General features: G+C 65.5%; 17 protein-coding genes and 1 tRNA gene. 13 read left to right on the top strand and 5 right to left on the bottom strand.

The features are described from left to right. Positions 1-54: 54 nt before the first annotated feature. Both AAFN46_RS08970 and AAFN46_RS08965 read right to left on the bottom strand, forming a co-directional pair. A complete protein-coding gene (locus tag AAFN46_RS08970) occupies positions 55-2,508 on the bottom strand; it encodes an AAA family ATPase (RefSeq protein ID WP_347808333.1) in 2,454 nt (817 codons plus the stop codon). 74 nt (positions 2,509-2,582) lie between these two features. Next, the gene (locus tag AAFN46_RS08965; RefSeq protein ID WP_347808332.1) at positions 2,583-2,906 is read right to left on the bottom strand and encodes a TraR/DksA family transcriptional regulator; all 324 of its coding nucleotides are present in this window, start codon (positions 2,904-2,906) and stop codon (positions 2,583-2,585) included. Positions 2,907-3,041: 135 nt separating this feature from the next. Here AAFN46_RS08965 and AAFN46_RS08960 point away from each other — a divergent pair, with 135 nt between their 5' ends. Next, entirely contained in the window at positions 3,042-4,874 is a 1,833-nt protein-coding gene (locus tag AAFN46_RS08960; protein WP_347808388.1) for a DUF4105 domain-containing protein, read from the top strand. Here AAFN46_RS08960 and rtcR read toward each other — a convergent pair whose 3' ends face one another. Then, on the bottom strand, positions 4,875-6,482 hold the full coding sequence (gene rtcR / locus AAFN46_RS08955) for an RNA repair transcriptional activator RtcR (RefSeq protein WP_347808331.1): 1,608 nt from the start codon (positions 6,480-6,482) through the stop codon (positions 4,875-4,877). A 219-nt stretch (positions 6,483-6,701) separates the two neighbouring features. Here rtcR and AAFN46_RS08950 point away from each other — a divergent pair, with 219 nt between their 5' ends. The 9 genes from AAFN46_RS08950 to AAFN46_RS08910 all read left to right on the top strand — a co-directional run bounded on the left by AAFN46_RS08950 (position 6,702) and on the right by AAFN46_RS08910 (position 15,460). Next, complete coding sequence (locus AAFN46_RS08950) at positions 6,702-8,252, top strand: TROVE domain-containing protein (RefSeq protein WP_347808330.1); 1,551 nt, start codon at positions 6,702-6,704, stop codon at positions 8,250-8,252. Positions 8,253-8,480: 228 nt separating this feature from the next. Beyond that, a tRNA-OTHER gene (locus tag AAFN46_RS08945) sits at positions 8,481-8,539 on the top strand. Positions 8,540-8,930: 391 nt separating this feature from the next. Continuing rightward, positions 8,931-10,151, top strand: coding sequence for an RtcB family protein (locus AAFN46_RS08940; protein WP_347808329.1), 1,221 nt, complete (start codon positions 8,931-8,933; stop codon positions 10,149-10,151). A 41-nt stretch (positions 10,152-10,192) separates the two neighbouring features. Further along, the gene (gene rtcA / locus AAFN46_RS08935; protein WP_347808328.1) at positions 10,193-11,209 is read left to right on the top strand and encodes an RNA 3'-terminal phosphate cyclase; all 1,017 of its coding nucleotides are present in this window, start codon (positions 10,193-10,195) and stop codon (positions 11,207-11,209) included. A gap of 210 nt (positions 11,210-11,419) precedes the next feature. Further along, complete coding sequence (locus tag AAFN46_RS08930; RefSeq protein WP_347808327.1) at positions 11,420-12,181, top strand: transporter substrate-binding domain-containing protein; 762 nt, start codon at positions 11,420-11,422, stop codon at positions 12,179-12,181. A 310-nt stretch (positions 12,182-12,491) separates the two neighbouring features. Further along, entirely contained in the window at positions 12,492-13,025 is a 534-nt protein-coding gene (locus tag AAFN46_RS08925; RefSeq protein ID WP_347808326.1) for a PAAR domain-containing protein, read from the top strand. 11 nt (positions 13,026-13,036) lie between these two features. Continuing rightward, the gene (locus AAFN46_RS08920; RefSeq protein WP_347808325.1) at positions 13,037-14,041 is read left to right on the top strand and encodes a DUF6402 family protein; all 1,005 of its coding nucleotides are present in this window, start codon (positions 13,037-13,039) and stop codon (positions 14,039-14,041) included. After that, entirely contained in the window at positions 14,017-14,784 is a 768-nt protein-coding gene (locus AAFN46_RS08915) for a hypothetical protein (RefSeq protein ID WP_347808324.1), read from the top strand. The genes AAFN46_RS08920 and AAFN46_RS08915 overlap by 25 nt, the downstream gene beginning before the upstream one ends. A gap of 157 nt (positions 14,785-14,941) precedes the next feature. Further along, positions 14,942-15,460, top strand: a complete 519-nt coding sequence (locus tag AAFN46_RS08910; protein WP_347808323.1) for a hypothetical protein — start codon at positions 14,942-14,944, stop codon at positions 15,458-15,460. A 76-nt stretch (positions 15,461-15,536) separates the two neighbouring features. On the opposite strand, the gene ettA is transcribed toward AAFN46_RS08910, so the two are convergent. Next, the gene (gene ettA / locus AAFN46_RS08905) at positions 15,537-17,204 is read right to left on the bottom strand and encodes an energy-dependent translational throttle protein EttA (protein WP_347808322.1); all 1,668 of its coding nucleotides are present in this window, start codon (positions 17,202-17,204) and stop codon (positions 15,537-15,539) included. A 342-nt stretch (positions 17,205-17,546) separates the two neighbouring features. Between ettA and AAFN46_RS08900 the strand changes: the two genes are divergently transcribed. Together AAFN46_RS08900 and glyA are read left to right on the top strand one after the other, a co-directional pair. After that, the gene (locus tag AAFN46_RS08900) at positions 17,547-21,629 is read left to right on the top strand and encodes an EAL domain-containing protein (protein WP_347808387.1); all 4,083 of its coding nucleotides are present in this window, start codon (positions 17,547-17,549) and stop codon (positions 21,627-21,629) included. Between the two features lie 107 nt (positions 21,630-21,736). Further along, positions 21,737-22,990: a serine hydroxymethyltransferase gene (gene glyA, locus AAFN46_RS08895; protein WP_347808321.1), complete on the top strand. Its 1,254-nt coding sequence runs from the start codon at positions 21,737-21,739 to the stop codon at positions 22,988-22,990. Positions 22,991-23,050: 60 nt separating this feature from the next. On the opposite strand, the gene AAFN46_RS08890 is transcribed toward glyA, so the two are convergent. Then, positions 23,051-23,557 carry a DUF3015 domain-containing protein gene (locus tag AAFN46_RS08890; protein ID WP_347808320.1) on the bottom strand — a complete coding sequence of 169 codons (507 nt, stop codon included), beginning with the start codon at positions 23,555-23,557 and terminating at the stop codon, positions 23,051-23,053. Positions 23,558-23,691: 134 nt separating this feature from the next. Here AAFN46_RS08890 and AAFN46_RS08885 point away from each other — a divergent pair, with 134 nt between their 5' ends. After that, positions 23,692-24,063, top strand: a complete 372-nt coding sequence (locus AAFN46_RS08885; protein WP_347808319.1) for a PilZ domain-containing protein — start codon at positions 23,692-23,694, stop codon at positions 24,061-24,063. Positions 24,064-24,086: the final 23 nt, after the last annotated feature.

The raw sequence follows: 24,086 nt of genomic DNA, 5'->3' as shown, positions 1-24,086 counted from the left end.
CGGCGCCTGTCGCGGGCGCCACCGCACTGCGCAGTGACCGACCAGTTGTCGCCGTTACTCCTTGGCGGCTTTCGGTACAGGCTTGGCGCGCGGCTTGACCTCCTTGGTCTTGGCGGCGTCCTTGTCCTTCTCCTCGTCCTCCAGGCCCAGCTCGGCGATGCTGCGCAGACGCTCGACCACTCGGGCATTGACGCTGCCCTTGGCGAAGCGGCCCTGTTCGTCCTGGGCGCCGGCCGGCTCGCCGAGCAGCAGGCCGAGGGCCTCGTCGACGTGGCGCACGGCGTAGACATGGAACTGCCCGGCGCGCACCGCCTGCAGCACGCGCTCGTCGAGCATCAGGTTGCTGACGTTGGAGTGCGGGATGATCACCCCCTGCTCGCCCGTCAGGCCGCGCGCCTCGCACAGGCGGAAGAAGCCCTCGATCTTCTCGTTGACCCCGCCGACCGCCTGCACCTCGCCGAACTGGTTGATCGAACCGGTGATGGCGAAGCACTGCTTGAGCGGCGTGCGCGACAGCGCCGAGATCAGGGTGCAGACCTCGCCCAGCGAAGCGCTGTCGCCATCGACGTAGCCGTACGACTGCTCCAGGGCGATGCTGGCGGATATCTCCAGGGGAAACTCCTGGGCGTAGCGGCTGCCGAGGAAGCCGGTGAGGATCATCACCCCCTTGGAGTGGATCGGCTGGCCCAGGCTGACCTCGCGCTCGATGTCGACGATGCCGCTGCCGCCCGGATAGACGGTGGCGGAAATGCGCGCCGGCACGCCGAAGGCCGAGTCGCCGACCTGCAGCACGGTCAGGCCGTTGCACTTGCCGATGGCCGAACCCTGGGTGTCGATCAGGATGATGCCGGCCAGCATGTCGTCGATGATCCGCGCCGAGACCCGCCCGGTGCGGTCTTCCTTGGCCCGCAGCGCGCGCTCGATATGGCCGACGTCGGTGACGCTGTCGCTGGCCAGCTGGCGCACGAAGTCGGCCTCGCTGACCAGCTGGAACAGGTCGCCGATGCGCGCCGACAGGCGCCCCTGGTGCTCGGCCAGGCGCGCGCTGTAGGTGGCCAGGCGCGCCACCGCGGCGGCGGTCAGCGGCGCCATGCCCTCCTCCGAGGTGCGCGTCTTGAGCAGCTGGGCGAACTGTTCGAGGCTGTCGTCGCCGACCGGGATCTCCTCGTCGAAGTCGACCAGCACGCGGAACATCTCCTGGAAGTCGGAATCCAGGTCCTGCAGGGTGTAGTAGAGCTGGCGCGAGCCGATGATGATGACTTTGAGCTGCAACGGCACCACCTGCGGGGTCAGGGTCACGGTGGCGATGCGGCCGAGGTCGCCGAGCGGCGACTCCATCTTCAGCTGGCGCGAATGCAGGGCGCGCTTGAGCGCGTCCCAGACGAAGGGCTCGCCGAGCAGCTTCTCCGCCTCGACTATCAGGTAGCCGCCGTTGGCCCGATGCAGGGCGCCGGGGCGCAGCTGCCGGTAGCTGGTGTAGAGCGCGCCCTGGTCGGTGCTGTACTCGATGCGGCCGAACAGGTTGTCGTAGGTCGGGTGCGGCTCGAACACCACCGGCGCGCCGCCGTCGACATGATGGCCGACCACCAGGCTGGGGCTGTACTGCTCCTCGAGCATCTCGCGGCGCTGCAGGTCCGGCTTGTCGTCGAGCAGCTGGTCGACCACGGTGCGCAGCAGGTTGACCTGCACCGCCTGCAGGTAGGCGCAGACCCCGGCGTTTTCCGCGTACTGCTCGGACAACGGCGCCAGCAACGGCTGCAGGGCCAGACCGATGGTCTCCTCGTTGAGCTGGCGCAGCTGGTTGCTGCTCTCGCGCTTCCACTGCGGCAGGCTGGCCAGCTCCTGATTGAGGCGCTCCTCCAAGGCCGCGATGTCATCGTGGAAGCGCTCGCGCTCGGCCTCCGGCAACTGGGCGAAGTCGGCCTCGTCCAGCGCCTTGCCGTCCTTCATCGGGGTGAAGGCGATGTTGGCGCTGTCGCGATACAGGGCCACGTCCTTCTCCAGCGCCAGCTTCTCGATCAGGTCCAGGGCCTTGTCGTAGCGCTGGTTGAACACCCGGTCGATGGCGCCTTTCTTCTGCTGGTAGGTGGGCGTCTCGAACACCGCCGGAAAGGTCGCCAGCAGGTTGTCGATCAACTGGCCGATATCGGCGACGAAGGCCGCCGCGGTGCCCGGCGGCAGCTCCAGTGCACGCGGCTCGCGCGGTTCGTCGAAGTTGTTGACGTAGACCCGATCGACCGGGGTGGCCTGGCGCTTGGCCTCGGCCCGCAGGTAGCGCTGCACGAAGGAGAAGCGCCCGGTGCCGGGCTCGCCCATGACGTACACGTTGTAACCCGGACGCGGCATCGCCACGCCGAACTGCAGGGCCTCTACGGCGCGCTCCTGGCCGAGCACGCCGCGAAACGGCTCGAGGTCATCGGTGGTGGTGAAGTTGAACTGATCGGGGGCACAGGGGCGGGTCAGGGCGTCGGGAGCCAGGCGCAGGCTGGCGGCGAAGGATTCGGCCATCGGATGTCCTTGTCGAAGCGGCGGACCGCGAGATGGAGCCATTCTGTCGCCCCCCCGGCGAACCTGGCAAGGCGTCAGCCACGGACCTTGTCCGCACAGGCCAGGCAGAACTCGGCGGCCGGCAGGGCCTGCAGGCGTCCCGCCTCGATCGGCTCGCCGCAGCGCTGGCACAGACCGTAGCTGCCGTCGGCCAGGCGCAGGCGGGCCAGGCCGACCTGGCGCATGCCGGCCTCCGCCTCGGCCAGCAGCGCATTGAGCACCTCGTCGTTCTGCCGCTCGCCGGCCTGCTCGGCGAAATCCGCGCTGCGCTGCAGGCCGAGGTCGTGACGGATGGCGTTGGCGCGCTTGCTGTACTGCTCGTACAGCGCATCCAGGGCCGTCTTGGGGTCGATACTCATGACGCACCTCCGCAGCATTTCTCTCAGTGTGGTGCCTGCCCGGGACTTGCGCAAAACGGCCCCGGCTTGACAGCCCCGGCCCGGCCTGCGACAAGCAGCCACGAGCCCCGGAAGAAGGCGCCGCGCTTGAAACGGATGCTGCCCTGGCTGGCCCTGTGCCTGGCCCCGACCCTGCACGCAGCCCAAGTCGATCTCTCCCAGCTGGCCATGGAGGCCCACTGGCTGGCCCTCGGCCACTACGAGCGCGGCAAGCTCGGCGGCTGGCGCAGCTATGTCGATGATGACGACTTCTTCTTCGCCGCCGACGGCGACAGCGACCCGGCGGCCGAGCTGCGCGCCACTCTGCAAGCGCTGTACGCCGCCCCCAGCCTGGGCGACCGACACCCACAGTGCGCGTTTCCGGCACGCACCCGCTGGCTGCGCGAGCGCCTCGGGCTGCACGATCTGCCAGCGGTCGACTGCACGGAGTACCGCACCTGGTATCGCGATATCGCCCCGCACGGCACTGTGCTGGTGTTTCCCGCCGCCTACCTGAACAGCCCCTCGTCCATGTTCGGCCACACCCTGCTGCGCATCGACCAGGCCGACGTCGACAGCAACAGCACCGCGATGCTCAGCTACGCGCTGAACTTCGGTGCCTTCATCGAGGGCAAGGACAACAGCATCCTCTATGCCTGGAAGGGGCTGATGGGTGGCTACCCGGGCCTGTTCGCCCTGGTGCCCTACCGGGAGAAGCTCAGCGAGTACAGCCGCCTGGAAAACCGCGACCTCTGGGAGTACCGCCTGAACCTGACGGCGAGCGAGACCGGGCGCATGGTCGAGCACGTCTGGGAACTCAAGCAGATCCGCTTCGACTACTACTTCTTCGACGAGAACTGCTCCTACCGCCTGCTCGAACTGCTGGAGATCGCCCGCCCGGGCCTGGAGCTGACCGATGCCTTCCCCCTCACCGCCATCCCCGCCGACACCGTACGCGCGGTGAAGCAGGCCGGGCTGGTCGAACGCATCGACTACCGCCCCTCGCACGAGCGCGAGCTGCAGACCCGTAGTGCGCCGCTGAACGCCGCCGAATTGGACTGGACCCGGCGCCTGGCGGACGACGGCGAGCGCCTGCAATCCGCCGAATTCCAGGCCCTGCCCAGCGAGCGTCAGGCCCTGGTGCAGGACGCCGCCTTCCGCCTGCTGCGCTACGAGGCCGGCGGCACGCCACGCGACGAAGGCGACGCCCGGCGCAGCTACCGGCTGCTGCGGGCGATCAACCGCAATCCGCCACCGCCCCTGGCGGTCGAGCGTCCGCCCCAGCCGGAGGAGGGTCACGAGTCGCGCACCTGGCAACTCGGCCTGGGCAGTCGCGGCGAGCGCGCCTTCGCCGAGTACGGCCTGCGCATGGCCTACCACGACCTGGGCGACAATCTCGCCGGCTTTCCGCTGGGGGCGCAGATCGAGATCCTCGGCCTCAAGCTGCGCCAGTACGAGCGCAGCCACTGGCAGCTGCAGGAACTCAACCTGGCCAACATCCGCTCGCTGACCCCGCGCAGCGCCCTGCTCAAGCCCTGGAGCTGGCAGGTCGGCGGCGGCCTGCAGCGGGTGCCGGGCGCGGACGGCGAGCAGAGCCTGGTCGGCCATCTGAGCGGCGGCGCCGGCGGCAGTTGGGCGCTGGGCGACGCTGCCCTGGCCTACGCCCTGGCCACCGTGCGCCTCGAGCACAACGCCGATTTCGCCGCCCAGCTGGCGCCGGCCCTGGGCTTCGACGGCGGCCTGCTGTGGCGCAACGCCCTGGGCAACCTGAGCCTGGAGGCCAAGGGCGACTACTTCCACAACGGCGAGGTGCGCCGGCGCCTGTCGCTCAACCAGCAGTGGGAACTGTCGCGCAACCTCGGCCTGCGCCTGTCCGCGGCGCGCGACTTCAGCCAGCTGGGCGCCAGCGACAACGAGCTGATGCTGCAGCTGCGCTGGTACCACTACTAATCAGTCTTGGGCGCGCAGACCCGCCCAGTCCAGGCCGAAACGCGCCAGATACTTGCGCAGGCGGTCGGCATCGTTGGCCTTGGCCTTGGCCTGGCGCGACACGCCGAACAACCGGCGCCCGGCATCGGACAGGCTGTCGGCCTGGCGGCACACGCCGATCACCGCCTGCAGCTGCAGGCGATCGAACAGGTCCAGCCGCTCGGCGGCCTCGCCCAGCAGGGCCGCCAACTCGTCAGGCGCCGCACCCTGGCCCCAGCTGCGGCGCAGCCGGGCGATCTCCTCTTCTACCTGCGCCTCGTCGATTCGCCCGCTGTCGGCCAGGGTGGCCATGCGCGTGACCGAGGCCGACAGCTCGCGGAAGTTGCCCTGCCAGGCGGCCTCGGCGGAACCGGCGAAAGCCAGGTAGCGGCGCCGCGCCTCCAGGTTGAAGCGCACCAGGCGCCCCTGCTCGCGGGCGTGGCGCTCCAGTTCGAAGTCCAGATTGGGCTCGATGTCCTCGCGGCGCCCGGCCAGGCCCGGCAGCTCGAAGGTCCACAGGTTGATGCGCGCGTAGAGGTCTTCGCGGAACAGGCCCTCCACCACCCGCCCGCGCAGGTCGCGGTGGGTGCCGGCGATCAGCTGGAAGTCGCTCGCCACTTCCTTGTCCGAACCGAGCGGGAAGAAGCGCTTCTCCTCGATGGCCTTGAGCAGCATGGCCTGCTCGTCCAGCCCAAGCTCGCCGATCTCGTCGAGAAACAGCATGCCACCATCGGCCGCGCGCAGCAGGCCCTCGCGCGCGGTTTGCGCGCCGGTGAAGGCGCCCTTGCTGTGGCCGAACAGCGCCGACATGGCGCCGTCGCCGCGCAGGGTGGCGCAGTTGACCTCGACGAAACGCCCCTGCACCTGATGCCGCGCGCGCTTGAGCTCGTAGACCCGGCGCGCCAGAAACGACTTGCCGGCGCCGGTGGGCCCCACCAGCAGCATGGGCGCACGCGAACGCACGGCGACCCGCTCGATCTGCTCGATGCTGCGGTTGAACGCGGCGTTGCGCGTGGCGATGCCCGACTTGAGGAAGGCCAGGCCCTGCAGACGCTCGCGCTGAAAACGCGTGGCGATGCGGTCGTAGCGCGACAGGTCGAGGTCGATCAGCGCATGGGTGCCGGTGGCTTGCTGCTCGGGGTCGCGGCGGCGCGCCGGCGAGGTCTGCACCAGCCGCGCCGGCAGGTAGCGCGCCTCGGTGAGCAGAAACCAGCAGATCTGCGCCACGTGGGTGCCGGTGGTGATGTGCACCAGGTAGTCCTCGTGCTCGGTATCGAAGGCATAACCACTGGTGAAGTCATGCAGAGCGCCATACACCTCCTCGAAATCCCAGGGGTTGCGCAGGTGCATCGGCTGCAGGCGCACCTCGGTCTCCGGGGAAATCTGCTGGATGTCGGCGCGGATACGCTCGGCCAGGCTCAGGTCGCGCGCATCGGTACCGTGAATCAGCTCCAGGCGATCGATCAACAGATCGGCCTGCTGACACAGACCGATGCTCGGCCGCCACTTATTCCAGCGGTTGGCGCCCTTGCCGACCCGATCCAGGGTCGCGCCGATGAAACCGATGGCGACCGTGCGCTTGCCACTCATGCCCGCTACCTCAAAAATTATCCAAAAAGATAAACAACGATAACACTTGATATAAAAATCGATGAGCACGCGACCCAGAGAATTTCCACAATTGCTCCAGACATAAAATTAAACACATATAAATCAATAACTTGAGAATATTAACCGCAACAAGAAGAGAACCTGGCACAGCCGCTGCAATAGTCCTAGCACAACGGACAAACACAGCGAGACGCCAAGATGGCCAACTTCAATCTGTTCAACACCAGGGCCGCGCAACTGCCGGTCAGCGACACCCTGAACCAGCAGCAGGCGCCGGCTTATGCCTACACGCCCAAGCACAAGCTGGCTCAGCTCGCCGTCACCGGCTGCCTGAACCAGACCTTCTACGCCGATGCTGAAACCCAGCTGGCCGAAGTGCTGAAGCTGGTCGCCGAACTGGACGCCCGCTACGTGGCCAAGGCCGCGCTGTATGCCCGCAAGAAAGGCCACATGAAGGACATGCCGGCCCTGCTGCTGGCAGCCCTGGTCGCCCAGCGTTCGAGCCTGGTGCCGGCGCTGTTCGAGCAGGTGGTGGACAACGGCAAGATGCTGCGCACCTTCGTGCAGATCCTGCGCAGTGGCGTGACCGGACGCAAATCGCTCGGCTCGCAGCCCAAGCGCCTGGTGCAGAACTGGCTGAACATGGCCAGCGAACGCCAGCTGCTGCAGGCGGCGATCGGCAACCAGCCGTCACTGGCGGACGTGGTGAAGATGACTCACCCCAAGCCGAGCGAAGCCTGGCGCGAAGCCTTCTTCGCCTGGCTGATCGGCAAGCCGGCCGATGCCGCCGCCCTGCCGCCGCTGACCCGCGACCTGCTGGCGTTTCGCAGCGGCGCCAGCAGCGAGCTGCCGGACGTGCCGTTCCAGTTGCTCGGCAACGAGACGTTGAACGCCGAGCAATGGGCTGAGCTGGCCGGACGCATGGGCTGGCAGGCCCTACGCATGAACCTCAACACCCTGCTGCGCCACGGCGCACTGGCGGTCGAGGGTTGCGCAGAGCGGGTCGCACAGCGTCTGGCTGACGCCGAAGCCGTGGCCAAGGCACGGGTTTACCCGTACCAGCTGCTGGCCGCCTACCGCATGACCGGCGACGGTGTGCCGCTGGCCGTGCGCGAGGCGCTGCAGGACGCCCTGGAGCTGTCGCTGGCCAACGTGCCGGCGCTGAGCGGCCATGTGGTGGTGTGCCCGGACGTGTCCGGCTCGATGCACAGCCCGGTGACCGGCTACCGCCAGGGCGCGACCACGGCGGTGCGCTGCATCGATGTCGCGGCGCTGGTGGCAGCGGCAATCCTGCGCAAACAACCGCGTGCTCAGGTACTGCCGTTCGAGAACAAGGTAGTGAAGGTGGCGCTCAACCCGCGTGACAGCCTGATGAGCAACGCGCAGAAGCTGGCGGCGGTCGGCGGTGGCGGCACCAGCTGCTCCGCGCCGCTCAAGCAACTGGCCGACGCCAAGGCCAAGGTGGACACACTGGTTCTGGTTTCCGACAACGAATCCTGGATCGACGCCCGCCGCCATGGCGCCACCGAGACCCTGCGGCAGTGGGAGCGGATCAAGCACATCAACCCGCAAGCGCGGCTGATCTGCATCGACCTGCAGCCCTACGGCACCACGCAGGCAGCGGACCGCAAGGACATCCTGAATGTCGGCGGCTTCAGCGACGCGGTGTTCGATGTGCTGGCACAGTTCGCCAGCGGCCACTTCGGCGCCGGCCACTGGGTCGACGCCATCGAGCAGATGGAGTTATGACAACGCGCCCGGCCAATTGAGGCCGGGCACACAGATCAACAATTTCGAGCGCATTCGAATGCCGATGGGACTACATCCAAGACGTCTCATCACACCCTTGTCGACTGCGCACGAAGGCACGAATTCCAGTGGCTGTACATTGGTTAAGCGGGTTCGATTCCCGCCCGTGGCGACACGGAACAGTCACTCATCTTGTCGTGCCACCTGATTCAGAGTTTTGCGACGAATGCCGGTGGAACTACATCCTTTTAAGATCGAGGTTGCGGGTTCGAATCCCGTCGGCTCCATCACTGGGGGGGGCCGTAGCTCAATGGGAGAGCGCGTGTTTCACCACACCTTGTCGTCGCATCTTTTTTGGCCCGCCACGGCGCGGTCGGCAGCGAATGCCACGGGTACTACATTGGGTCGCGGGTTCGAGTCCCGCCAGCCGCGAGGCTGTAGCTCAGTCGGTAGAGCAAATGTGCCTGTCACCTTGTCGCTGCACGGAGGTCTGGCCTCCACTTTTTTGATTGACCCGGCGAATGCCGGTGGAACTACAGGACGTGAAGGTCGCGGGTTCGACTCCCGCCAACCGCAAGGTTGTAGCTCAGCGGATAGAGCATCGCGCATGTTTCACCACCTCTTGTCGCCGCACTGAAAGCACGCCGGATGACCGGCACGAATGACGAGTGAATGACGATGCAAACCAAGACTTACAACCTGCTGGAAGTCGCCGGCGGCAAGCCGATCAAGCTGTGGACGCAAGGCGTGCCGGTCGAGGACGACGCCAGGCAGCAGCTGATGAACACCGCGAAGATGCCGTTTATCTTCAAGCACCTGGCGGTGATGCCGGACGTGCACCTGGGTAAGGGCTCGACCATCGGCAGCGTGATCCCTACCGTCGGCGCCATCATCCCGGCTGCGGTCGGGGTGGATATCGGCTGCGGCATGATCGCCGCGCGCACCTCGCTGATGGCGCACGACCTGCCGGACAACCTGCACGGCCTGCGCAGCGCCATCGAGAAGGCCGTACCGCATGGCAAGACCTTCGGCAAGCGCGACCAGGGCGCCTGGGACAACGTGCCCGAGCTGGCCGGCCACGCCTGGTCGGCGCTGAGCGCGCGGTTCAAGGCAATCACCGACAAGTACCCGCGCCTGGAGAAGACCAACAACCGCAAGCACCTGGGCACCCTGGGGACCGGCAACCACTTCATCGAGGTCTGCCTGGACGAGGCCAACCGTGTCTGGTTCATGCTGCACAGCGGTTCGCGCGGGGTGGGTAACGCCATCGGCAACCTGTTCATCGAACTGGCCCAGGCCGATATGCGCCAGCACATCGCCAACCTGCCGGACAAGGACCTGGCCTACTTTGAGGAGGGCAACAAGCACTTCGACGACTACGTGGAGGCCGTCGGCTGGGCCCAGGACTTCGCCAAGCAGAACCGCGCACTGATGATGCACGCGGTGATTGCGGCGGCGCGCCAGGTCATCCGCAAGCCCTTCGAGGCCGAGCTGGAGGCGGTGAACTGCCACCACAACTATGTGCAGAAGGAGCAGCACTTCGGCCAAGAGGTGCTGGTCACCCGTAAAGGCGCGGTGTCGGCGCAGAAGGGCGAGCTGGGCATCATCCCCGGTTCCATGGGCGCCAAGAGCTTTATCGTGCGCGGCCTGGGCAACGAGGAGGCGTTCTGCTCCTGCAGCCACGGCGCCGGCCGCACCATGAGCCGGACCAAGGCGAAGAAGCTGTTCAGCGTCGAAGACCAGATTCGCGCCACCGCCCACGTCGAGTGCCGCAAGGACAAGGACGTGATCGACGAAATCCCGATGGCCTACAAGGACATCGACCGCGTAATGGACGCCCAACGCGAGCTGGTGGAAGTGGTGCACACCCTGCGTCAAGTGGTGTGCGTGAAAGGATAAGCGCGGCGCCCAACGGCGCCACGCACAAGGAGTAGAACACCATGCAAGCCGAAATGCTCGAACTGGACGGCGCCATCGGCGGCGGCCAGGTGCTGCGCAGCGCGCTGAGCCTGTCGATGCTCAGCGGCCGGCCATTTCGCATCGTCAATATCCGCGCCAGGCGCAGCCGCCCCGGGCTGCTGCGCCAGCATCTGACCGCCGTGCAGGCGGCGGCGCAGATCTGCTCGGCCGAAACGAACGGCGTCGAGCTGGGCTCGCAGCAGCTGAGCTTTCGCCCCGGCGCCATCCGTGGCGGCGATTACCGCTTCGCCATCGGCAGTGCCGGCAGCTGCACCCTGGTTTTGCAGACGCTGCTCCCCGCGCTGCTGCGGGCCGATGGGCCGAGCACCCTGCGGATCAGCGGCGGCACCCATAACCCGCTGGCGCCCCCGGCGGACTTCCTGCAGCTTGCCTGGCTGCCGCTGCTGCGGCGCATGGGCGCGCGGGTGGAGATGCAGCTGCTGCGCCATGGTTTCATGCCGGCCGGCGGCGGCGAGCTCGCCGTACAGGTCGAGCCCTCCCGACTGCAGCCGCTGCATCTGGAGTCCCCCGGCGCGCCACGCTCGCAGCGGGCACGGGCGCTGCTGGCCGGCGTGCCCGGGCATGTCGGCGAGCGCGAGCTGGAGCGCGTGGCCCGGCGCCTGAAGTGGCCCGAGCAGACCCTGCAGTTCAACTGGCTCGAGCAGGACGAGGGACCGGGCAATGCCTTGCTGCTGGAAGTCGTCTGCGAGGAGGTCACGGAAGTGTTCTGCGCCTTCGGCCAGAGTGGCGTGCGCGCCGAACGGGTGGCCGACCGTGCCATCGATCAGCTGCGCGACTGGCAGCGCAGTGGCGCGGCGGTGGGCGAGCATCTGGCCGACCAGTTGCTGCTGCCGATGGCGCTGGCCGGCGGCGGCAGCCTGACCACCCCACGCCTGAGCGAGCACCTGAGCAGCAACATCGAGGTACTCAGGCGCTTCCTGCCGCTGGATATCCGCTGCGACAGGACGGCCAGCGGCTCGCTACGGATCGCGCTGTAGCTTCGCCATTCCGAGGGAAAAAGTCGCAGGCATGCGGCTTCATGCCGCCATCTACATGCGAAATGCGCCAACTCACGACGCTCGGGTTCTACCCCATTCCCTTTATATGGACGCAGGGAATAATGGCGAGTCAGCGAGCCCCGTACGCTGTACGCCACCGCCTTCGCCAGCTAGCCTGAAATCAGGCGCAACGTGAGCGAGCAGTCTGTCGTGAAAGCTCTACTGGCCCTGCTGATAACCCTTCTGTGCAGCACCCCTGGCGCGGCCTTCACTCTCTGCGTCGAGTCCGCCGACTACCCGCCCTTCATCCATGCCCGCGGCGAGATCGAGCAGGCCGGCCTGCTGCCGCAGATGGTGCAGCAGGCGGCACTGGCGAACGGCACCCGAGTCGAGCTGCTGCGCCAGCCCTGGAAGCGCTGCATAGACAACGTGCGCACGGGCAAGGTCGACGCGCTCCTGGCGTTGATCTGGTCGCCGGAGCGCGACGAGTGGGTCGCCTTCCCCAAGCGTCCCGAGCGGCCGCGAGACGCCCCGGACAGCGAGCTGCGCGTATGGCGCGAGGAATACCGCATCTTCGTGCCGCTGCAGGGCACGCTGCGCTACGACGGCAAGCGCTTCGAGGGCCTGCGCACGGGCATCGGCGCGCCGACGGGTTACGTGGTGTGGCAACGCCTGAAGGATGCGGGCGTGCTCAGCGAGTCGGTGCTGAAGCCGCAGATCGGCCTGCGCCTGGTCGCCATGGGTCGGCTGGACGGCTACGTGTCCGAGCGCAGCATCGGCCTCCATCTGCTGCGCAGCATGGGCCTGCGCGACCAGGTCGCCCTGCTGCCGCAGGTCTACCACCAGGACGACTCCTACCTGGTCTTCTCCCACGCCTTTCGCCGCAGCCAGCCACAGCTGACCCAGGCGATCTGGCAGTCGCTGCGCGGCATTCGCGAGCGCCATGCCGCGCAGCTGCGCCTCGACGAATAACCGCGGCACCAAAGAAAACGGGGCCTCGCCCAGGTGCCGGCCGGCGGCGGCAGCCTGACCATCCCACAACTGAGCGAGCATCTGAGCAGCAACATCGAGGTGCTGCGGCAGCTCCTGCCGATCGATATTTGCTGCAGCGAGACCGCGAGCGGAGCGCGACTGATCGAGCTAATAACCTGCCCCATCCGCCGGTGCCGCAACCTCCCCATCCGAAGGCGTGACCCAATCCAGACTTCCGCCAATTTCCCTGTGCAACTCCAACCCCAAGTTGCTAGAAGACATCTGCTACCAATCGAAAAGGAGTTCGATCATGTCCGGCAAACCTGCCGCGCGCGTTACCGATCCGCAAGCCTGCCCACTCCCCGGCCACGGTACCAACCCCATTACCACCGGCTCACCCGATGTCCTTTTCAACAACTTGCCGGCGGCCACAGTGGGCAGCGACACAGCCTGTGGCGGCAAGGTCAGCTCCGGCTCCAGTACCGTCCTGATCAACCATAAACTCGCCACCATGCTCGGCTGCCAGATCGACCATGGCGGCGTCATCGTTGGTGGCTCAGGCAACATCATCATCGGCGAAAATCACACACCCGCGCCCTTCACCCCCGCTTCATCCATGGCCCCTACCTCGGCCATGACTGGCGTATTCGATCGCTTTTTCCAATTGCTTGATGCACGCAACGGCCAACCGCTCGAAGGCATGCGCTATATCGCCACCACCGCTTCCGGCAAGGAGATCGAAGGGCAAACCGCCTCCAATGGTCAAAGCAAGCCACTCAGCCATAGCCAGGCGGAAGCCGCCCAGCTATGGGTCGAGCCACAAATTGAAATCTTCATCGGTTAAGGACAAACGCCATGGCTCAGCCCGCCACACGCACTTACACTGCCCTGGCCGAGAACGGAGGGTTTCTCGAAACCGTCGAAATTCAGTGCCAAGCCGAATTGATCTGCACCACGCAGCTCACGCCCAGTAATGATCAAGCTCCTGCGACAGCGCCTGTCGAGCTTTTCAAGCTCAGAGACATTCCAGATGTGATGAAAAAGCTGGGCTGGCCGGTGGCGGCGCGCATTCAAGAGAAGTGGTTCAGCAATAGTAAGAAGGAGATGAATGAAAAAGAAAAGAAAGGAGACTTAGATTACGACCCGAAATTTATAGATACCACCAGTGCATCTTTGGAGTGGGTGCTGGGATACGAACGGGCACAAAATGCCTACACCGAGCTAAAGGCCAGCCTGAACAGCCCCAAGGCCAGGCAAGTACTGATCGACAAGCTGCGCCACCAAAGCCATCTGGCGCAACTTATCCCGCTGACCGGTATTACCCTGAACAACACTAATGATGCTATTCCGGCGCTACACAAGAACTGGCAGTTCCAGCGGGCTCCCGTCGATGTCAGCAACACGGACCGGTTAAAGACCTACCTGCGAGGCACCGACGACCTGTTCGCGGCCTTTGGCGGTTTTAATCTCTACGCTGCTGCCGGGCGCATATCCCTGACCCCGCAAACGGAAACCCTGCTGCAAGTCAGCATTCCTCAGGTCATCGTCTATGCGAAGGATACCTATGACTTTATAGAGCCTGACCAATACCTCGGTCATTGGAACAGACAAGGCGTGCAAGCGTTGCTGGCGAATAATATTAGCGACTCCCTGGATGCACCATTCAGGCCCCACTGGTACTCGACACCCAAAGACCTCTATTTCTGCGTACGCAACAAGCATTATCAAGAGTGGCGAAAGAAGAACGGCACAGGCGGCGATATGCTGATCTATACCAACGGCATGAGTATCTCGACTCCCGACCTCAAATTCTCCGTTTCATCCCAACAGCTCCCATGGACACTCAGGAAGCCACAGTGAACATATCTCTTCGCCAGCTAGCTCTAGGTGGCTTAACAGCAGCACTGATCGGCAGTCTTATTTATTACGCAAATCAGCCCAACATTCTAAGTCGCTGGATAAAGTTCTATCCAGACGGCCATGTAGCTCGTGGAGTAATGATCGAAACCATTGAAGGGCAGGGATACGAAGGCGGGCCCGACAGAGAGGAAGGAGTCTCTATTGAGGATTGGTCTAGCGAATGCTCAATCACCTACGCAAAAGGCTCAAAATCTCTATCGATCTCAACAAAATACCCCACCAAAAATAGTTATGGGTATTTAATCAGTGCCAACAGCACTGACCGCACCGCCCCGAACCAAGATATAACACAGACAATTCAGATATTCGACAATGACCTAACCTGGTATACAACCACAAAAACACACATAAACAATTTCGAGAGGAGAGAAAACCTAAACTACGACATCAAGAAAAAACGCCTAATAACCTTCATCGAACACAACCAAAAACCTTTCTCAGGCGACTTCATAGAGACAGATGCCAATGGCTGGCATCTATTGACCTATAAAGATGGAAAGGTGACACACAGTGTTACCGGTGAGCTTGAAGACCTCCTAAAGCTCAGACAAAGCGAAGCGACAAACATTGATTACACCGCTAAAGCCAAGCAACAAATCGAAGAATGGCGCACCGCTATTCTCCAAGAGTTAAACCTTTCACATCTCAAGTCGACGACTTGCGAAGCCATTGACAGCCCATAGTTGCCACCCCAACACCTCCAACAAACTCATTGGAATGCAAAACCATCCCATCACTTTCACCTCGTCCACCGCCCTCTATGTCGTTATCAGCAGAGTCAATGCTGATCCACACTATGGCGAGTTCCCATGCTTTCATGAAACTGGGAGGACAGAGGGAATGATCGCCCACTACTCTTTGGTCGATGCAATGATCGATGCTCGGGTGCGCACCCAAAACAAATCACCCAGCCAAGCCTTCGGCTTTCATAACGTCAGCCCCGTACAACTTATTGAGCGCAACAATGGTAAACTAGAAATATTGCTCACCTACGCCTTTGGGGCTCGCGACAACAAACTACTGTTGGAAAATGGTGCGCTGTACCCAATCTTTGCCCGGCAATCGTTCACCATCGCAAAACCCTATAAATGCTCATACCTGCAATGGCCAGCCAATTTGCAGCCTGCATTGGATACATATTTCTCTGCGCTGGGATTGCCCACACAGGTCAAACGCACTCGAAGCTTACAGCAGCATCCGAAAGCACTTTCCATGGCTGCACGCGCTACAGATATGGCACTCGCGACCATTCCTGGAACACTGTCGGTTTCGACGATCAAAGACCCGGAAATGATCCAACAAAACGCGGTCTATGACATTCGCAGTGGCACTTGGCGCTTTCGACCTATCTTCACCTAATACGCATGTTTATTGGCATAAATCGAAGGCATAAAAAACGGGACCCGAAGGCCCCGTTTTCTTTTGCAACTGGCGCTTACTGCGCCAACTTCTTGTAACGCACCCGGTGCGGCTGGGCTGCGGCCTCGCCCAGGCGCTTCTTGCGATCGGCCTCGAACTCGGTGTAGTTGCCTTCGAAGAAGTTGACCTTGCCGTCGTCCTCGTAGGAGAGGATGTGGGTGGCGATGCGGTCGAGGAACCAGCGATCGTGGGAAATCACGATGGCGGCGCCGGGGAAGTCCAGCAGCGCCTCTTCCAGGGCACGCAGGGTTTCCACGTCGAGGTCGTTGGACGGTTCGTCGAGCAGCAGCACGTTGCCGCCCTGCTTCAGGGTCAGGGCCATGTGCAGACGGCCGCGCTCACCGCCGGAGAGGTCCTTGACGAACTTCTGCTGGTCGGCGCCCTTGAAGTTGAAGCGGCCGACGTAGCCGCGCGACGGCACCTCGTAGTTGCCCACCTTGATCATGTCGAAGCCGTCGGAGATCTGCTCCCACACGGTCTTGTTGCCTTCGAGCATGTCGCGGCTCTGCTCGACGCTGGCGATCTGCACGGTCTCGCCGATCTCGATACGGCCGGAATCCGGCTGCTCCTTGCCGGTGATCATGCGCAGCAGTGTCGACTTGCCCGCGCCGTTGCCGCCGATCACGCCGACTATGGCGCCTTTGGGGATGCTGAAGGACAGGTCGTCGATCAGCACGCGATCGCCGAAGCCCTTCGACACGTTGATGAAATCGATGACCTTGTCGCCCAGACGCGGACCGGCCGGGATGTAGATCTCGTTGGTCTCGCTGCGCTTCTGGAATTCCTGCGACTGCATTTCCTCGAAACGCTGCAGACGCGCCTTGGATTTGGACTGGCGCGCCTTGGCGCCCTGGCGCACCCACTCCAGCTCGGCCTTCATGGCCTTGGCGTGCGACGCCTCGGCCTTGGCTTCCTGGGCCAGGCGGTTGGCCTTGGATTCCAGCCAGCCGGAGTAGTTGCCCTCGTAGGGGATGCCGTGGCCGCGGTCCAGTTCGAGGATCCAGCCGGCGACGTTGTCGAGGAAGTAACGGTCGTGGGTGATGGCCACCACGGTGCCGGGGAAGTCGTGCAGGAAGCGCTCCAGCCAGGCCACCGAGTCGGCGTCCAGGTGGTTGGTCGGTTCGTCCAGCAGCAGCATGTCGGGGGCCGACAGCAGCAGGCGGCACAGGGCCACGCGGCGCTTCTCGCCACCGGACAAGTGCTCGATCCTGGCGTCCCACGGCGGCAGGCGCAGGGCGTCGGCGGCGACTTCCAGCTGGCGCTCCAGATTGTGGCCGTCGGCGGCCTGGAGGATGGCCTCCAGCTTGGCCTGCTCGGCGGCCAGGGCGTCGAAGTCGGCGTCCGGCTCGGCATAGGCGGCGTAGACCTCGTCGAGGCGGGCCTGGGCCTGTTTGATCTCGCCCACCGCCTCTTCGACTATGTCGCGCACCGTCTTGCTGGGGTCGAGCTGCGGCTCCTGCGGCAGGTAGCCGACCTTGATGCCGGGCATCGGCCGGGCTTCGCCGTCGATCTCGGTATCGACCCCGGCCATGATGCGCAGCAGGGTGGATTTACCGGCGCCGTTCAGGCCCAGCACGCCGATCTTGGCGCCGGGGAAGAACGACAGGGAGATGTCCTTGAGAATCTCGCGCTTCGGGGGCACGACCTTGCTGACCCGATGCATGGTGTAGACGTATTGAGCCATGAAATGACCTTGGTTCCGCTGGGGATGTGAATCTGGGGATGGCGGCGCACGACTGCGGGAAACGCCGGTCGAATGGGCATGATAGCCCCTGCGCCCACGCGCGTGCGGCAAAACTACCGGAATGACGGGCGCGGGGCAAACCGCTCGACGGGCAGTAATGGCACTCTGCCGCATTTCCGGGCATGCTAGACGGTTGTTGTCGCCCGCTCATTGCCTAACCGCCACGGCAGCCATATCAGCAGGGTTTATCGCGTGTTCCGATCCCGCTTCCCATCCTCCCGCACACCGGCCCGCCCCTGGCGCGGCTCGCTGAAGGGCGCCCTGGCGCTGCTGGTGGCGCTGATGCTCGGCCTGCTGCTGTGGCAGCTGCAGCAGGAGACCCGCCAGCAGGAGGACAACCAGCGCCTGCGCAGCCAGGAACACGCCAGCCAGCTGGCCAACTACCTGAGCCTGGTGCTCAGGCTCAAGGCCGAGGCCGGCCACACCCTGCTCGCCAGCCAAGCGCAGACGCCTCCCAGCGCCGCCGAACTGCCCACCCTGCTGCAGGACCTGCGCGGCATCTACCCGGCCCTGCACAGCCTGGCCTGGCGCGATGAGCGTGGCCGGGTACTGCACGACAGCGCGCCGGGCTACCCCCTGCCCGCCCCCCTGGCGCCGTCCAGCGAGTTCCATTTCAGCTACGCGCCGACGGAGGCCGGGCTGATCCTGCTCGACCTGCGCCAGGCGCCGGGCCGCGGCTCCTGGCTGGTGCGCCTGCGCCCGGCGGCACTGAACAACTGGCTGCCGGCACATGCCAACGGCCAGCCCTGGCTGCTGCAGGACCGCCGCAGCGGCCAGACCATGCTGCGCCCACCGCGAGCGGACGGCCCCGGCTCCGGGCAGGCCAGCCAGGAACTGGGCATCGCCGAACTGCCGCTGAACGGCAGCGACTGGCAGATCCAGGCCCTGTTCGACGCGCCGCGCCTGCGCGCCGAGCTGCTGCCGATCCAGGCCGGCAAGCTGCTGCTGTTCATCCTCTGCGCCAGCCTGGCCCTGCTCGCCCTGTTCGGCCTGCTGCGCGAGCAGCGCAGCCTGCGCGCCTACCAGGCGCTGTCGCGGCGCGCCATGGAGGACGCCCTCGGCGCCCTGGGGGCCATCGACGAGTGCGTGCTGGTGACCCAGCCGGACGGTCGCATCAGCTACCTCAACCCGCGCGCCGAAGGCATGTTCGGCCTGGACCTGGCCGGCGCCAGCCAGATGCACCTGCTGGAGCTGCTGCCGCCGCTCAAGCCCTGGCTGGACAACGCCTGCCACGAGCAGCGCGAGCCCATCGAGCTGCTCATGAACGGCCGCCCGCAGCTGTTCGACGTCGCCTGTCACGCCCTCTACACCGATAACCCGGAGCCCAGCCGGGCCTGGGTGCTGCGCGACGTCACCGAGCGCCAGCAAAACCTGCGCGTACTGCAGGACACCCGCCGGCGCTACCAGGACATCTTCGAGGGTAGCGGCGTGGCCCTCTGCGTGCTCGACCTGTTCGATCTGCGCCAGTATCTGGAGGCCCAGGACCTGCGCCACAGCAGCCAGCTGCTGCCCTGGCTGGAGCAGGACCCGGCGCGCCACGCCGAGCTGCTGACGCGGATCCGCATCAGCGAAGTCAACCGGGTGGCGCTGCAGCTGCTCGGCGTCGACGGCCCGGACGAGGCCTGGACCCACCTGGTCGGCGGCCCGCCGCTGCGCATCGGCGGCGTCCGCCATGCCCTGATCAGCGCCCTGCTCGATGGCGAGCGCGACATGATGGTCGAGAGCCAGATAAAGACGCCGCAGGGCCACGAGCGCTACCTCTGGCTGGCCCTGCAACTGCCGCGCCGCCGCGAGGAACTGCGCGCGGTGACCCTCAGCGTGCACGACATCACCAGCCGCAAGCGCGTCGAGCTGTCGCTGGTCGAGCGCGAGCGCTTCTGGTCGGACGTGCTGCGCGCGGTGCCCGACACCCTGTACGTGCACGACATGAGCAGCATGCGGGTGATGTTCAGCAACAACCGCCTCGGCCCCGACCTCGGCTACAGCAAGGAGGAGCTGCGCAAGATCGGCGACAGGCTGTGGGAGAAGATCCTTCACCCCGACGACGTCGAGCTGTACCAGCGCCTGCGCAACCTGCAGAAGGTGGTGGGCGACGGCCAGCTGCTGCACTTCCAGCTGCGCTGGCGCCATCGCGACGGCAGCTGGCACTGGTTCGACGTGCGCGAGCACGCCCTCAGCCGCGACCGCCACGGCCGGGTCAGCCGCCTGATCGGCGTGGCCAAGGACATCACCGGCGAGATCGCCGCCCAGGCCAGCCTGCGCGACAGCGAGCGGCGCTACCGCCTGCTGGCGGAGAGCATCAGCGACGTCATCCTGTCCAGCAACAGCCATCTGCAGCTCAGCTACGTCAGCCCCTCGGCCCAGGCCCTGTTCGGCTACAGCCCGGAATGGCTGCTGCAGCACGGCCTGCTCACGACTCTCACCGACCCGCATCAGCTGAGCACCCTGCAGGCGCTGCTGGACGAGGTGAAGGAGTCCCTCGGCGACCAGGAGCACCTGCGCGAGCTGCACCGGCGCCTGAGCGCCCGCCCCTTCGTGTTCGACTGCCTGCGCGCGGACGGCCGCAAGATCACCGTGGAAATGCGCGCCATGCTGATGTGGGACGAGCAGGACCGCTTCGAGGGAGCGCTCGGCATCGGCCGCGACATCACCCAGCAGCGCCGCGCCGAGCGCGACCTGCGCATGGCCGCCACGGTGTTCGAGCACTCCACCGCGGCCATCCTGGTCACCGACCCGGCCGGCTACATGGTGCGCATCAACGAGACCTTCCAGCGCATCACCGGCTTCGCCCCGGAGGACGTGCTCGACCAGCGTCCGGACATGCTCACCGCCGACCGCCAGCAGGCCGCCCAGTTCAGCTACATCCTGGCCCAGCTCAACCAGCGCGGCAGCTGGGAGGGCGAGCTGTGGCTCAAGCGCAAGGACGGCGAACAGTACCCGGCCTGGGTCGGCATCACCGCGGTGCAGGACGACGACGGCGACCTGGTCAGCTACGTGTGCTTCTTCAACGACATCAGCGAGCGCAAGGCCAGCGAACAGCGCATCCACCGCCTGGCCTACTACGACGCCCTGACCCTGCTGCCCAACCGCACCCTGTTCCAGGACCGCCTGTACACCGCCCTGCAGCACGCCGAGCGGCATGACGAGTGGGTGGTGCTGATGTTCCTCGACCTCGACCGCTTCAAACCGATCAACGACTCCCTCGGCCATGCCGCCGGCGACCGCATGCTCAAGGACGTGGCCGTGCGCCTGGCCGCCTGCGTCGACGAGGACGACACCGTGGCGCGCATGGGCGGCGACGAGTTCACCCTGCTGCTGCAGGCCCGCAACACCCGCGCCGGAGCGCTGAACCGGGCCATCCACGTGGCCGAGCAGATCCTCGACAGCCTGGCCCAGCCCTTCGTCCTGCAGGGCCGCGAGTTCTTCGTCACCGCCTCCATCGGCATCGCCCTGGCGCCGCAGGACGGCAACGAGCTCAGCCAGCTGATGAAGAACGCCGACACCGCCATGTACCACGCCAAGGAGCGCGGCAAGAACAACTTCCAGTTCTACCAGGCGGAGATGAACGCCACCGCGCTGCAGCGCCTGGAGCTGGAGAGCGACCTGCGCCACGCCCTGGAGCAGGGCCAGTTCCAGCTCTACTACCAGCCACAGCTGTCCGGCGACGGCAAGCGTCTGACCGGGGTCGAGGCGCTGCTGCGCTGGAACCACCCGCGCCGCGGCCTGGTCGCCCCGAGCGAGTTCGTGCCGGTGCTGGAGGAGCTGGGGCTGATCGTCCAGGTCGGCGACTGGGTAATCGCCGAGGCCTGTCGCCAGCTCAAGGCCTGGCACCAGGCCAGCGTGCGGGTGCCCAAGGTCTCGCTCAACCTCTCGGCCCGCCAGTTCGCCGACGGCCAGCTGGGCATGCGCATCTCCCGCACCCTGGCCGACAGCGGCGTGCCGCCGGCCTGCCTGGAGCTGGAGCTGACCGAGTCGATCCTGATGCGCGACGTCGACGAGACCCTGCAGACGCTGACCAGCCTGAAGAAGCTCGGCCTGTGCATCGCGGTGGACGACTTCGGCACCGGCTACAGCTCGCTCAACTACCTCAAGCAGTTCCCCATCGACGTGCTGAAGATCGACCGCAGCTTCGTCGACGGCGTGCCGGCCGGCGAGCAGGACTCGCAGATCGCCCGCGCCATCATCGCCATGGCCCACAGCCTGGGCCTGGCGGTGATCGCCGAGGGCGTGGAGACCCAGGAGCAGCTGGACTTCCTGCGCCAGCACGGCTGCGACGAGGTGCAGGGCTACCTGTTCGGCAAGCCGATGCCGGCCGCGCAGTTCGAGTCCCAGTTCGGCGGCCGCGCGCTGTTCCTGCTGACCTGAGCTCCGCTTGTCCGCCACTTGACCGCCTTTCATGTGCCAGGGTGTGGCACATCGGGTAGAATGCCGGCCTTTCCCTACCGTCCCCGCCGATAGATCAGGTGACCATCATGTTCAGCCGTGAAATGACCATTGCCCGCTACGATGCCGAACTCTTCGCCGCCATGGAGCAGGAAGCCCAGCGCCAGGAAGAGCACATCGAGCTGATCGCCTCCGAGAACTACACCAGCCCGGCGGTGATGGAGGCCCAGGGCAGCGTGCTGACCAACAAGTACGCCGAGGGCTATCCGGGCAAGCGCTACTACGGCGGCTGCGAGTACGTCGACGTGGTCGAGCAGCTGGCCATCGACCGCGCCAAGCAGCTGTTCGGCGCCGACTACGCCAACGTCCAGCCGCACGCCGGTTCCCAGGCCAACTCCGCCGTCTACCTGGCCCTGCTCAACGCCGGCGACACCATCCTCGGCATGAGCCTGGCCCACGGCGGCCACCTGACCCACGGCGCCAGCGTTTCCTCCTCCGGCAAGCTGTATCACGCCGTGCAGTACGGCATCGACGCCAACGGCCTGATCGACTACGACGAAGTCGAGCGCCTGGCCGTCGAGCACAAGCCGAAGATGATAGTCGCCGGCTTCAGCGCCTATTCGCAGGTACTGGACTTCGCCCGCTTCCGCGCCATCGCCGACAAGGTCGGTGCCTACCTGTTCGTCGACATGGCCCACGTCGCCGGCCTGGTCGCCGCCGGCGTGTACCCGAACCCGGTGCCCTTCGCCGACGTGGTCACCACCACCACCCACAAGACCCTGCGCGGCCCGCGCGGCGGCCTGATCCTGGCGCGCAAGAACGAGGAGATCGAGAAGAAGCTCAACTCCGCCGTGTTCCCGGGCGCCCAGGGTGGCCCGCTGGAGCACGTGATCGCGGCCAAGGCGATCTGCTTCAAGGAGGCCCTGCAGCCCGAGTTCAAGGCCTACCAGCAGCAGGTGGTGAAGAACGCCCAGGCCATGGCCCAGGTGTTTATCGAGCGCGGCTTCGACGTGGTCTCGGGCGGCACCCAGAACCACCTGTTCCTGCTGTCGCTGATCAAGCAGGACATCACCGGTAAGGACGCCGACGCCGCCCTGGGTCGCGCCTTCATCACCGTGAACAAGAACAGCGTGCCGAACGACCCGCGTTCGCCCTTCGTCACCTCCGGTCTGCGCATCGGCACCCCGGCCGTCACCACCCGCGGCTTCAAGGAAGCCGAGTGCAAGGAGCTGGCCGGCTGGATCTGCGACATCCTGCAGAACATGGGCGACGAGTCCGTGGTCGACGCGGTGCGCGAGAAGGTCAAGGCCATCTGCGCCAAGCTGCCGGTATACGGCAAGTAAGGGCTACAGGCGCATGAAAAAGCCCGGCCAATTGGCCGGGCTTTTGCGTTTCTCAGCGCATCAGGCAGGCTGCTTGGCGTAACGCGCCAGGCGCCGGTCACGACTCATCACCTCGAGGGTGGCGGCCAGCACCTGCTCGCCGGTCGCACTTTCACTGGCGAAGATCTCGGCGAAGTGCTCGTGGGTCACCCTGGCGAAGTGCTCACGATCCTGCCGCTCGATCCCCAGCAGGATGGCGTAGGCATCCAGCGCCTCGCCCCGGCCCTGGGCCATGTCCTCGGCGATGTTGTCGAGCATGCCGTTCATCGCGAAGATCGAGCGCCCGCCGTAGCCTATTCGGGCCCCGGTGTCGCAGCCGTTGGTGCCCGACGTCATGCCGAAGGTGGCATTGCCCGAGGTGCCGTTGGTCGTGGTGGCCAGGAAGTGCGGGGCGAAGCCACGCTGCCCGTCGAACACCATGTTGCCCCAGCCACAGCCATTGCCACCGGCCGCATCGGCCAGTGCGCCGGCGCTGGCCAGGCTCAACGCCGCCAGCACCAACCCCTTGCTCAACAGTCTTTTAGCCATTTCCCTTGCTCCGCAATCAGATGATAAGAAATCCCCCCTTGGAGCTTTGGCGCCCCCCTTGCCCCTGTCAAACCGGAGGCGGCAAATGGCGGCGCTCTTGGCTATAGTGAGCAAAACCCTCGAGGAGTTTCGGCATGAGTGAAACCGCCACCGAGCGTCGGCGCTTCCAGCGCATCGCCTTCGACGCCGCCACCGAGCTTGCCCAGGGCGAGCGGCGCTGGACGGTTGCCCTGCACGACGTGTCGCTCAAGGGGTTGCTGGTCAAACGCCCGCGCGACTGGAACGGCGATCCGCACCAACCTTTCGTCGCCACTATCACCCTGGACGCCGACACCCGCCTGAAGATGGAGGTGGTGCTGACCCGCACCCGCGACGACCTGCTCGGCTTCGTCTGCCGGCATATCGACCTGGACTCCATCAGCCACCTGCGCCGCCTGGTGGAGCTCAACCTGGGCGACGAGAGCCTGCTGGAGCGCGAACTGGCCGCGCTGGGCGAGGAAGCCTGACCGGAGCGAGCTCTGCTCGCGAA

Origin of the sequence: Pseudomonas sp. CAU 1711 (genome assembly GCF_039888625.1) — a bacterium.
Taxonomy (GTDB): Bacteria; Pseudomonadota; Gammaproteobacteria; order Pseudomonadales; family Pseudomonadaceae; genus Aquipseudomonas.
Note: the sequence above shows the minus strand (reverse complement) of the source record. Positions and strands in the feature narration are given on the sequence as shown.

Excerpts from the sequence above, each read along its gene's own strand:
- AAFN46_RS08970 (WP_347808333.1), bottom strand. The coding sequence starts at position 2,508 with ATGGCCGAATCCTTCGCCGCCAGCCTGCGCCTGGCTCCCGACGCCCTG.
- AAFN46_RS08965 (WP_347808332.1), bottom strand. The coding sequence starts at position 2,906 with ATGAGTATCGACCCCAAGACGGCCCTGGATGCGCTGTACGAGCAGTAC.
- AAFN46_RS08960 (WP_347808388.1), top strand. The coding sequence starts at position 3,042 with ATGCTGCCCTGGCTGGCCCTGTGCCTGGCCCCGACCCTGCACGCAGCC.
- rtcR (WP_347808331.1), bottom strand. The coding sequence starts at position 6,482 with ATGAGTGGCAAGCGCACGGTCGCCATCGGTTTCATCGGCGCGACCCTG.
- AAFN46_RS08950 (WP_347808330.1), top strand. The coding sequence starts at position 6,702 with ATGGCCAACTTCAATCTGTTCAACACCAGGGCCGCGCAACTGCCGGTC.
- AAFN46_RS08940 (WP_347808329.1), top strand. The coding sequence starts at position 8,931 with ATGCAAACCAAGACTTACAACCTGCTGGAAGTCGCCGGCGGCAAGCCG.
- rtcA (WP_347808328.1), top strand. The coding sequence starts at position 10,193 with ATGCAAGCCGAAATGCTCGAACTGGACGGCGCCATCGGCGGCGGCCAG.
- AAFN46_RS08925 (WP_347808326.1), top strand. The coding sequence starts at position 12,492 with ATGTCCGGCAAACCTGCCGCGCGCGTTACCGATCCGCAAGCCTGCCCA.
- AAFN46_RS08920 (WP_347808325.1), top strand. The coding sequence starts at position 13,037 with ATGGCTCAGCCCGCCACACGCACTTACACTGCCCTGGCCGAGAACGGA.
- AAFN46_RS08915 (WP_347808324.1), top strand. The coding sequence starts at position 14,017 with ATGGACACTCAGGAAGCCACAGTGAACATATCTCTTCGCCAGCTAGCT.
- AAFN46_RS08910 (WP_347808323.1), top strand. The coding sequence starts at position 14,942 with ATGATCGCCCACTACTCTTTGGTCGATGCAATGATCGATGCTCGGGTG.
- ettA (WP_347808322.1), bottom strand. The coding sequence starts at position 17,204 with ATGGCTCAATACGTCTACACCATGCATCGGGTCAGCAAGGTCGTGCCC.
- AAFN46_RS08900 (WP_347808387.1), top strand. The coding sequence starts at position 17,547 with ATGCTCGGCCTGCTGCTGTGGCAGCTGCAGCAGGAGACCCGCCAGCAG.
- glyA (WP_347808321.1), top strand. The coding sequence starts at position 21,737 with ATGTTCAGCCGTGAAATGACCATTGCCCGCTACGATGCCGAACTCTTC.
- AAFN46_RS08890 (WP_347808320.1), bottom strand. The coding sequence starts at position 23,557 with ATGGCTAAAAGACTGTTGAGCAAGGGGTTGGTGCTGGCGGCGTTGAGC.
- AAFN46_RS08885 (WP_347808319.1), top strand. The coding sequence starts at position 23,692 with ATGAGTGAAACCGCCACCGAGCGTCGGCGCTTCCAGCGCATCGCCTTC.